General features: G+C 69.5%; 12 protein-coding genes. 5 read left to right on the forward strand and 7 right to left on the reverse strand.

Going from position 1 to position 9,075, the window contains the following annotated elements:
* Positions 1-21: 21 nt before the first annotated feature.
* Genes QM582_RS09895 through QM582_RS09905 form a run of 3 tightly spaced genes read right to left on the reverse strand, consistent with a single transcriptional unit; the run spans position 22 to position 2,726 of the window.
* Positions 22-1,626, reverse strand: coding sequence for a S8 family peptidase (locus tag QM582_RS09895; RefSeq protein WP_415083986.1), 1,605 nt, complete (start codon positions 1,624-1,626; stop codon positions 22-24).
* Between the two features lie 21 nt (positions 1,627-1,647).
* Complete coding sequence (locus QM582_RS09900; RefSeq protein WP_415083987.1) at positions 1,648-2,130, reverse strand: hypothetical protein; 483 nt, start codon at positions 2,128-2,130, stop codon at positions 1,648-1,650.
* Positions 2,127-2,726, reverse strand: coding sequence for an RNA polymerase sigma factor (locus QM582_RS09905; protein WP_415083989.1), 600 nt, complete (start codon positions 2,724-2,726; stop codon positions 2,127-2,129). The genes QM582_RS09900 and QM582_RS09905 overlap by 4 nt, the downstream gene beginning before the upstream one ends.
* 147 nt (positions 2,727-2,873) lie before the next feature.
* On the opposite strand from QM582_RS09905, the gene QM582_RS09910 reads away from it, so the two are divergent.
* Entirely contained in the window at positions 2,874-3,965 is a 1,092-nt protein-coding gene (locus QM582_RS09910) for a M48 family metallopeptidase (RefSeq protein ID WP_415083991.1), read from the forward strand.
* Positions 3,966-4,057: 92 nt separating this feature from the next.
* Here the strand turns inward: QM582_RS09910 and QM582_RS09915 are convergent, their stop codons facing one another.
* Positions 4,058-4,753, reverse strand: coding sequence for a dienelactone hydrolase family protein (locus tag QM582_RS09915; protein WP_415083993.1), 696 nt, complete (start codon positions 4,751-4,753; stop codon positions 4,058-4,060).
* 108 nt (positions 4,754-4,861) lie between these two features.
* Complete coding sequence (locus tag QM582_RS09920) at positions 4,862-5,446, reverse strand: helix-turn-helix domain-containing protein (protein WP_415083994.1); 585 nt, start codon at positions 5,444-5,446, stop codon at positions 4,862-4,864.
* A 244-nt stretch (positions 5,447-5,690) separates the two neighbouring features.
* Here QM582_RS09920 and QM582_RS09925 point away from each other — a divergent pair, with 244 nt between their 5' ends.
* The 4 genes from QM582_RS09925 (at position 5,691) to QM582_RS09940 (ending at position 7,674) form a co-directional block, all read left to right on the forward strand.
* Complete coding sequence (locus tag QM582_RS09925; RefSeq protein ID WP_415083996.1) at positions 5,691-5,876, forward strand: YegP family protein; 186 nt, start codon at positions 5,691-5,693, stop codon at positions 5,874-5,876.
* Between the two features lie 183 nt (positions 5,877-6,059).
* On the forward strand, positions 6,060-6,368 hold the full coding sequence (gene rplU, locus QM582_RS09930) for a 50S ribosomal protein L21 (protein ID WP_415083998.1): 309 nt from the start codon (positions 6,060-6,062) through the stop codon (positions 6,366-6,368).
* 11 nt (positions 6,369-6,379) lie between these two features.
* Positions 6,380-6,637 (forward strand): 50S ribosomal protein L27, encoded by a 258-nt coding sequence (rpmA, locus tag QM582_RS09935; protein WP_415084000.1) that lies wholly within the window; start codon positions 6,380-6,382, stop codon positions 6,635-6,637.
* 158 nt (positions 6,638-6,795) lie between these two features.
* Positions 6,796-7,674: a hypothetical protein gene (locus QM582_RS09940; protein ID WP_415084002.1), complete on the forward strand. Its 879-nt coding sequence runs from the start codon at positions 6,796-6,798 to the stop codon at positions 7,672-7,674.
* A 4-nt stretch (positions 7,675-7,678) separates the two neighbouring features.
* Here QM582_RS09940 and QM582_RS09945 read toward each other — a convergent pair whose 3' ends face one another.
* The gene (locus tag QM582_RS09945) at positions 7,679-8,800 is read right to left on the reverse strand and encodes a sodium ion-translocating decarboxylase subunit beta (RefSeq protein ID WP_415084003.1); all 1,122 of its coding nucleotides are present in this window, start codon (positions 8,798-8,800) and stop codon (positions 7,679-7,681) included.
* Positions 8,801-8,804: 4 nt separating this feature from the next.
* A partial coding sequence (locus QM582_RS09950; RefSeq protein ID WP_415084005.1) for an acetyl-CoA carboxylase biotin carboxyl carrier protein subunit occupies positions 8,805-9,075 on the reverse strand: 271 nt, incomplete at its 5' end.

Genomic DNA, 9,075 nt, shown 5'->3' on the forward strand with positions numbered 1-9,075 from the left:
TCGAGGGCCGTCAACATCCCCTCATGGTGCCACGATGTCCGTTACTGACGTAACAGCGATCCAGGCTCGTTCCATCACGGTGGCGCGGTGGGCATCCTCGTCGGCCGGCATGGTGCGGAACAGGTGATGCGCGATTTGCCCGGCCACCAGCGGCGCGGAAAAAGACGTCCCGCTCCACACCGCGAACTGACCGGTGAAGTCGTCCGGATCGATGCTCTCGCGAGTGTGTCCGTCGTACGTGATTCGAGCCAGCGGCAGATAGCCGCCCTGGAACGCCGGAATCGTGCTGACCACTGACGCGCCGGAGGCCCATGCCCGCACCCACGGGCCGGTATTGCTGAACAGCGCTTCGGTCGAGTTGGGGTTGAGCGCGCCGACGGAGACGATCGGCAGCCGGAACGCGTCCACTTTCTCCGCTTCTCCTTCGGCCGGACGCCACGGGCCGAGCGCGGCCGGATACTGGGGCCGGGCGGTCGACTCGTTGCCGGCGGCGCAGACCACGGTGACGCCCATCGTGCCGAGCGAGCCGAGCAGACCGCCGAGCAGATGCTCGGTCAGGGTGTCGTCCTGGGATTCGTGGAAGAAGCCGAGGGAGAGGCTGAGCACGTCGATGCGGAGGCCGCCCGGCTCGCGGTCGTAGTACTTCCGCACCAACTCGACAAGACCGATCAATGCGGTCAGCACCCGGTTCTCGGGCACCGGCCCCTCGGAGTCGACGATCCGCCAAGAGAAGATGTCGGCGTCCGGGCAGGCCTGGTGGATCAGTCCGGCGATGAAGGTGCCGTGGCCGGAGTTGGTGTCCAGTTCGCCGTCCAAGGCGCCGGCCAGGTCACCGCCCACCTCCGGGTCGGTGTCCGGGTCGAGCGGGATCAGGCTCGGCGTGTCCTCGATGACGATCTGGTCCAGCCACGGATGCTTGCCGATGCCGGTGTCCATGATCGCGACGTGGGGTCGCACCGAGCATTCCTCGTGTCGGTAGGGCGGATGACCGACGAAGGCGACCGGCTGCCGTCCGCCCGAACCGGGTCGGGCGTAGCTGGTGGGTGCGCCGTGCGGATCCCAGACCGGGTGCGGATCCCAGACCGGGTGCGGATCCCAGACCGGGTGCGGATCCCAGACCGGCGAGGTCATCATCAGGTGGTCGAGACCAACGCCGACCAGCGCATCCACCCCGGCCTCGGCGCGGGCCAGCTGTAGCAGTACCCAAGCGTCCGGGGACGAGGCGGCAACGCCGGGGCTGACCCCCAGCACCACACGGGCCAGGCCGAGGGTAATGCGGTTCTCTGGATTCCCGGGATCGGGAACCGTCACCCGAGGGGCCTTGAACGTCTCGTCGACCTGGACGGTCCAGCCCTTGAGTTCGCCGACCTTCTGCAGGATCGGAAGCACGTCGTCCAGTCGGTCCAGGGCGATCAGCAGCGACGTGCCGACATAGACGGTGGGTCGCGGGGTGATTCCCTCCACCCGCATCGCGGTGCCCGGGTCGAGCACCCGTCCGGACAGCGGATCGATGACGGATCGTGGAGGAACCACCGGATCTCGGTCCATCGGATCCCGGCGCGGCCGGGGGGTATTGGTTGGCTTGTCGTTCTGGGGCTGGTCAGCCGGGGGCTTCTTGTCGATCACGGTGCGATCCTTCGTCGTTGGTCAGATCTCGAACAGGGTGGTGCGGAAGGCGTCCTCGGCGCCGGCGCCGATCAGGTCGAGCCGGGTGAGGCCGCGCGGCACGCCGGCGAACTCGAAGCGGCCGTGGGCGCCCACGACGCAGGTGTGGGTGCCCTGCTCCTGCCACAGCGAGGCGGTCAGTTCGGCCGGCTCGGCGTTGGCGTCGGCGGTGCGGGTGACCCAGCCGTCGATGCGTCGATGGCCGGCGTCGACCGGGCTGATCCGCAGCATCACCGTGACGCCGGGGGCGGTGAACTCCATCACCAGCTTCTGGTCGTCGCCGCTGCGGACGCCGGCCAGCTGCTGCGAGCGGTGCACCATGGTGAGCAGCTCGTACTCCAGGTCGAGGTCGTCGACCGCCAGCGCGACGAGGACTCGCTCGGTCAGCCCGGCCGGGGGCGGATCGAGTTCCTCGTACATCTTCTTGATGGCGACCAGCAGGGGGTCGCGTTCCTCGTCGTTCACAGTTGGCCACCCTTCTCCAGCGAGCTGCGCAGTTTGTCGAGGCAGCGGCGCCGGGTCGGGCCGATGCTGCCGATGGGCATGCCCAGGTTCTGAGCCAGGCCCGCGTAGTCAGGACGGTCGTCGAACGCCACGATGCGCAGCAGCCGCTGGCACCGGTCGTCGAGGCTCCGGACGTGCTCCCACAGGGCTGAGCCCGAGAGCTGTTCCAGGGCACTGGTCTCGGCCGCCGCGGTCGGTGGCAGCCCGGCCGCGAGTTGGGCGTCCTCGACCGCGGTGGCCTTGCCATCGCCGGACTTGGTCCGCCACGCCGTCCGCCGGGCGGTGGTCAGCAGCCAGCCGCCGATCGCGGCCGGCTCCGCCACCTGGTGCCCGTTGCGCACCAGTGCCAGCCAGGTGTTCTGGACGGCGTCCTCAGCCGCCGCCTGAGTCAACCCGTAGGCCCGTACCGTGTGCCAGAGCACCGGCGTCATCAGCCGGACGAGTTCGTCCAGTGCGCCGGCCTCCCCGCCCCGCCAGCGCTCGAAGCACGCAGCGGCCCGGACCCAGACGGAGGTCTCCGCCGCGTCCGAGCGCCCTGCCACATCCGATGCCGCCATCAGCGTCCCTGTTCCCACACCCGCCAGGAGCCGGCAGGTGTCCCGTTGATACTGCGCAGCCCGGAAAAGATGGCGCTGCTCACCGAATCAGGTGTAGGCAGCAACCTACCGTCTCGGCCGCGCCCGCGGCAGGGCAGACTGGAGCGCATGACTGACACCGCGCGCGTCCGGTTCCCGTCCATCAGTTCCCGGGCCTGGGAGCACCCGGCCGACCGTGGCGCGCTGGTCGCGCTGCGGAAGCTCCGCGGGTTCGACCTGATCCTCAAGCAGCTGTCCGGCTTCCTCAACGAACGGGCGGTGCGGATGCTGCTGCTCGGCTCGGCCGTCCGGGCCGACGAGCGCCAGTTCGCCCGGGTTCACCGGCTGTACCGCGAAGCCGGCGAGACCCTGGACGCCGGGGTGCTGCCCGAGCTGTACATCCGGGCCGACCCGACCATCAACGCGATGGCGATCGGCCTGGACAAGCCGGTGATCGTGCTCAACTCGGGCCTGGTCGACGTGATGGACGACGACGAGCTGCGCTTCGTGCTCGGCCACGAACTCGGTCACGTGCTGAGCGGTCACGCCGTCTACCGCACCCTGCTGGGCGTCCTGCTGGCGCTGTCCACCACCTTGTTCGCGATCCCGTTCGGCGCGCTCGGCGTCCGGGCCGTGATCGCGGCGCTGATGGAGTGGCAGCGCAAGTCCGAGTTGTCCGCCGACCGGGCCGGGCTGCTGGCCGACCAGCAGCCCGAGGTGGCGCTGCGGGCGCACATGAAGATGGCCTCGGGCGGCCGAATCGACGAACTCAACGCCGAGGCGTTCCTGGCCCAGGCCGGCGAGTACCACGCCAACGACGACGTCCGCGACGTGCTGATCCGGGTGTTGCTGGTGGAGACCCAGAGCCACCCGTTCGCGGTGGTGCGGGCCGGGGAGCTCGACCGCTGGGTGAAGTCCGGCGACTACCGCACGGTGCTCGACGGCGACTACCCGCGCCGCGAGGACGACGCCGAGGCCAGCATCTCGGCCGAGGCGTCCGCCGCCGCCAAGCACTACAGCGAAGAGTTCGGACGCTTCGACGAGAGCCTGGGCCGAGTCTTCTCCGATCTGGGCCACGGCCTCGGCCAGGCGCGGGACTGGCTGGCCGACCGCTTCCGCGACCTCTCCGAACCGCGGCGTCGCAACGGCCGCGCCGACCAGCCCGACGGCGGCACCGACGAGGGCAAGGACGACCGCCGGGGTTCCCGTCCGAACTGGTGAGCCCGGCCGTTCGTCGCGGAGTTCGCCGGTTGAGCTTGTCGAAACACGTTGCAGCGGGGTCTCGACAAGCTCGACCGACGACGTCAGCGCCGTCAGGCCAGGTTGCGGGCCAGGAAGTCGAGGGTCCGGGTCCAGGCCAGTGCGGACGCCTCGGCGTGGAAGAACATCGGGTGCGGGTTGTCGAAGGCGTGCTCGGCGCCCTCGTAGGTGTGGAACTCCACCGGCACCCCGGTGCCGGTGACCGCCTCGCGCACCTGCTCCACCACGGCGGGCGGGAAGAAGCTGTCGGCCAGCCCCCAGTGATGCAGGCTCGGGCAGCTGACGCTCGGCGCCAGCGCGAGCAGGCCTGGGATGCCGGACCCGTAATAGGCGACCAGGGCGTCCGGGGCGTTCCGGGCGGCCACCTGGAAGCCCAGCCCGCCGCCGAAGCAGAACCCGAGAACGGCTACCTTCCCGGTCACCTCGGACGCCGTCCGCAAGGCGTCCAGGGCCGCGGAGGCGTCGGCGGCGGTCTGCTCCCAATCCAGTCGCTGCGAGGCGCCCATGCCCTCCTGGAGGTAGCTGGGGCTGTCCTCGGCGAAGGTCATCCGGCCCAGCCGGAAGTACAGCTCCGGCGCGTAGACCACATAGCCCGCGGCGGCCAGGTCGGCGCAGCGCTGCTGGATGTAGGGGCTCACCCCGAAGATCTCCTGCAGCACCAGCACGCCGGGGCCGCTGCCGGAGGCCGGCAGCCAGCGGTGCACGGGCAGGTTCCCGTCGGGACGCATGACATGGACGAGATCGCTCACCCGGCCATCCTGCCGCACCCGGCCCGGACGCAGTAGGGCGGGGGAGCGTCATAGGCCCGCGCGGACCGGTCCTTCACCGCCCCTGGCTCGGCGCACACCGGGCCGATCTCAGATCCGCAGCGAGTTCTGCAGGGTCCGGTCCGAGCGCCAGAACTTGTCCGTGCCGATCAGCAGGGTGCCCCGGCCGTCCCACGGCTCGGTGAGCTCCTCACTCTCGATGCAGTCGCGCTTCACCGTCGCGATCAGTTGACGGTCGCCGAGGTCCACCAGGAAGTGGGCGGCGTACTTGTCGACGCTGTCGATCGCCCGGACGAAGTCGACGTCCACCAGGAACTCCATGACCCACTCCAGGGGAGTGCGCCGGCGCGTCCGGAGCAGCTCGTGAATCGCCGCCGCCTTCGGGTAGAGCGCCTGCACCGCGAGCGCGCGCGACCTGCTCTTCGGACGGTAGTCGTCGAGGTTGATCGGCTGCCGCATCCGGCGTCCCGACACGGCCTCGTCGCCGGCCACCAGATAGTCGACGCTGACATCGAAGAGCGCGGCGAGCGCCTTCAGGTTCTGAATGTCTGGAATGCCGCTGTCGTTCTCCCATTTGGTGACTGCCTGGCGGGACACAGTGAGCTTCGTGGCGAGCTGCTGCTGGGTCATGCCGGCGTGGCTGCGGGCAGCCTGGATCTTCTCTCCGAGGGTCACGATGGGCCTTTCCTGGTTCGGTGGTGCTGATGAAGCCACGCTAGTCAGGCGGCGGTGGTGAACGGGCGGCAAAGGCGGAATCCGGATGCTACGTACCGTAGCCAAGGCGAAAACCGCGGGGTCAGGCGGAGAATCGCCATTCTTGGAGTGGCGGACACGTCCGAGGTTCCTGGTGTCGGCCCAGCCCCCGTTCTACGATGACAACGGACGATGGCCGTCCAGCCAGGTGTGAACAGGAGTACCGATGGCAGGGAAGTTCGAGGTCTACCAGGATTCGGCCGGCAAGTTCCGGTTCCGGCTCAAGGCCGGCAACGGTGAGGTGGTGGCGACCGGGCAGGCCTACGCCAGCCTTGCCGGCGCCAAGGAAGGGTGCGCGGCGGTGCAGCGGGCGGCCGACGGCGCCAGCGTGGTCGAGGCGAGCAACGACTGATCGTCGAGCGAGCGGACGGGCCGGTGGGGGGAACCTGCCGGCCCGTCGGTTTGACCCCCTTCCCGATCGACCCGTATTCTTGATCCTCGGTGCCCGTGGGCCCGTTGGCTGATGTCGGTTCGTCCGTGTTCGCCCGTCCACGCCGGCATTGCATTCATCGATATCGAAGAGAGTGGGTCAGGCGTGTACGCGATCGTGCGCAGTGGCGGCCGCCAGCACAAGGTTGCAGTCGGCGACGTCCTGGAGATCGACAAGGTCGAGGCCGCGGTGGGAGACAGCGTTGCGCTGACCCCGCTGATGGTCGTCGACGGCGAGTCCATCACCACGGAGGCCGAGAAGCTTGCCAAGGTCAGCGTCAGCGCCGAGGTGCTGGGCCAGACCAAGGGCGAGAAGATCCGCATCCTGAAGTACAAGAACAAGACCGGGTACAAGAAGCGCCAGGGCCACCGGCAGAAGTACACCCAGGTCAAGGTCACCGGAATCGAAGGCTGAGGTAGCACGAGATGGCACATAAGAAGGGCGCATCCAGTTCCCGCAACGGTCGCGACTCCAATGCGCAGCGGCTCGGCGTGAAGCGGTTCGGCGGCCAGGTCGTCAACGCGGGCGAGATCCTGGTCCGGCAGCGCGGCACCCACTTCCACCCCGGTGAGGGCGTCGGACGCGGTGGCGACGACACCCTGTTCGCGCTGCGGCCCGGCGTGGTCGAGTTCGGCACCCGGCGCGGCCGCAAGGTCGTCAACGTGGCGCTCGCCGCCGAGTAATCCACAGACTCCCGAATGGGCGGTCCCGAAGCCGGGGCCGCCCTTTCGTCGTGTCCCGACAGGCCTCCGACAACGCCGGGGATCGCCTGCCGGGGCCCACGCCGAGGACCCGTTGTGCGAGGATGGCGCTCACTCACCGAACCTGCCGGGAGGCGTCCATGCCGCTGACGATCAGGCGAGGAGCGGCCGTTCTGGTCGCCGTCGTGCTGCTGCTGCTCACCGGCTGCAGCGCGTCCGGGACGATCGAGGTGCGCTCCGCGGACGAACTGGCCGTCGACCTCACCTTCGGCGGCGCGGACCGCTGCGACGGGACGTTCTACCTGGATGTCTCGCTCACCTTCCAGACCCGCACCGACGCCAACGGCAACCCGGTCTGCCAGGTCAGCGGAACCGTTCATCCCGAGAGCCTGCGGCCTTACCTGGGGGTTTCGCACGCCGGTGAGTTCCTGGTGTTCTCGTTCAATCCGTTGGCCGTGGCGCCGGGTAGTGAGGCGACTGGCGGCGACCTGTTCTCGGCGCTCAGCCAGCTCGACATCGCCGTCCGGTTTCCCGGGCAGGTGGTGAGCACCAACGGTGTGGCGGACGGCAATGCCGCGCGGTTCCGCGATACCCAGCAGTTGGTCAGGCCGTACGGGCTGGCCGCCGAGGGGCTCGACCATCCCGGACCGTCCTGGGCGGTGATCGGGCCGCTGGTGGGTTTCGTGACCGGGGTGGCGGTGATGGCGCTGTGGCTGGTGGTCGCCAAGCACCGGAGGCGTCGCCGCAGCCAGCAGCCCGCCGGCATCGACGACCAGCCCGTCGGCATCGACCGGGAAACGGACGAGCAGGAGCTCGCCGACCCCGGTGATCTCGCCCCGGTCGAGGTGACCGCCGTCGACGGCCGTCCGGACGAGTCCGCATTCTGGAGAGCGGAGCCGAGCGAGCCAGAACCGGCTGCTGGCCGAACCCCGGACGAGCCCGAACCCGCTGGCCGAACCCCGGACGAGCCGGCGCCGCGGCCGCGTCCGGACGACAGTGTCTGGGCGCCGCCCGAATGATCCGCTAGCCGGCACCCATCAGGGCCAGCAGGACGCCGCCGGCGATCACGCTGGCCACCTGTCCGGCGGCGTTGGCTCCCATCGCGTGCATCAGCAGGAAGTTGGCGTTGTTCTCCCGGCTGGCTTCGCGTTGCACCACCCGGGCGGCCATCGGGAAGGCGCTGATCCCGGCCGCGCCGATCAGCGGGTTGAACCGTCCACCGGAGAAGACGTTCATCAGCTTGCCGAACAGCACCCCGGCGGCGGTGTCCAGCACGAACGCGATCAGGCCCAGGCCGAGGATGGCCAGGGTGCCCAGCTGCAGGAACTTCTCGCCGGTCATGGTGGAACCGATGGCCAGGCCGAGGAACAGGGTCACCACGTTGGTCAACTCATTGCTGGAGGCGTGGGTGAGCCGCTCCACCACCCGGGACTCGCGCATCAGGTTGCCCAGCATCAGGCAGCCGATCAGCGGGGTGGCGAACGGGACGGCGACCCCGACCACCACGGTCACCACGATCGGGAACAGGATGCGGGTCCGTCGGCTGATCTCGCGCTGGCTGTAGGGCATCACGATCGCCCGCTCCTTGCGGGTGGTGAGCAGCCGCATCACCGGCGGCATGATCAGCGGCACCAGCGACATGTAGCTGTACGCGGCCACCGTGATCGGGCCCAGCAGGTGCGGCGCCAGGATGCCCGACACGTAGATCGAGGTCGGTCCGTCGATGGCCCCGATGATGCCGATCGACGCGGCCTCGTCACGGCTGAACCCCAAAGCCAACGCCAGGATCAAGGTGAGGAAGATGCCGAACTGGCCGGCGGCGCCGAGCAACACCATCTTCGGGTTCTCCAGCAGCGGGCCGAAGTCGGTCATCGCGCCGATCCCGATGAAGATCAGCAGCGGGAACAGCTCGTTGCCCACCCCGGTCTCGTAGAGCAGGGTGAGCATGCCGTCCGGCCCGACCAGCGGCGACAGCGGGAGGTTCGCCAGGATCGCGCCGGCGCCGATCGGCAACAGCAGCAGCGGCTCGTACTCGCGGGCGATCGCCAGGTAGATCAGCAGCCCGCCGACGGCCATCATCACCACCGACTGCCAGGTCAGGGCGGTCAACCCCTGCAGCAGCTGGGCGAGCGTCTCGGCGTCCATCGGCTCAGCTCTCTATCTCCAGCAGCAGGTCGCCGTGCCGCACCTGGTCGCCGGCCTGCACCTCGATCCGGCGGACGACGCCCGGCTGCTGCGCCTTGAGATCGTTGCGCATCTTCATCGCCTCCAGCACCAGCAGCGTCTGCCCCTCGCTCACCGTGTCGCCGACGGCCACGTCGATCTCCACCACCACCCCGGGCATCGGCGCGGTGAGCACGCCGTCGCCGCCGCGGGCGGGGGCCGGACGGGTCACCCGGTGCGTCGGCGGCGGGGTGGGA

It is taken from the genome of Micropruina sp., from assembly GCF_047607385.1.
Taxonomy (GTDB): domain Bacteria; phylum Actinomycetota; class Actinomycetes; order Propionibacteriales; family Propionibacteriaceae; genus Micropruina.

Excerpts from the sequence above, each read along its gene's own strand:
- QM582_RS09905 (WP_415083989.1), bottom strand. The coding sequence starts at position 2,726 with ATGGCGGCATCGGATGTGGCAGGGCGCTCGGACGCGGCGGAGACCTCC.
- QM582_RS09910 (WP_415083991.1), top strand. The coding sequence starts at position 2,874 with ATGACTGACACCGCGCGCGTCCGGTTCCCGTCCATCAGTTCCCGGGCC.
- QM582_RS09925 (WP_415083996.1), top strand. The coding sequence starts at position 5,691 with ATGGCAGGGAAGTTCGAGGTCTACCAGGATTCGGCCGGCAAGTTCCGG.
- rpmA (WP_415084000.1), top strand. The coding sequence starts at position 6,380 with ATGGCACATAAGAAGGGCGCATCCAGTTCCCGCAACGGTCGCGACTCC.
- QM582_RS09940 (WP_415084002.1), top strand. The coding sequence starts at position 6,796 with ATGCCGCTGACGATCAGGCGAGGAGCGGCCGTTCTGGTCGCCGTCGTG.
- QM582_RS09945 (WP_415084003.1), bottom strand. The coding sequence starts at position 8,800 with ATGGACGCCGAGACGCTCGCCCAGCTGCTGCAGGGGTTGACCGCCCTG.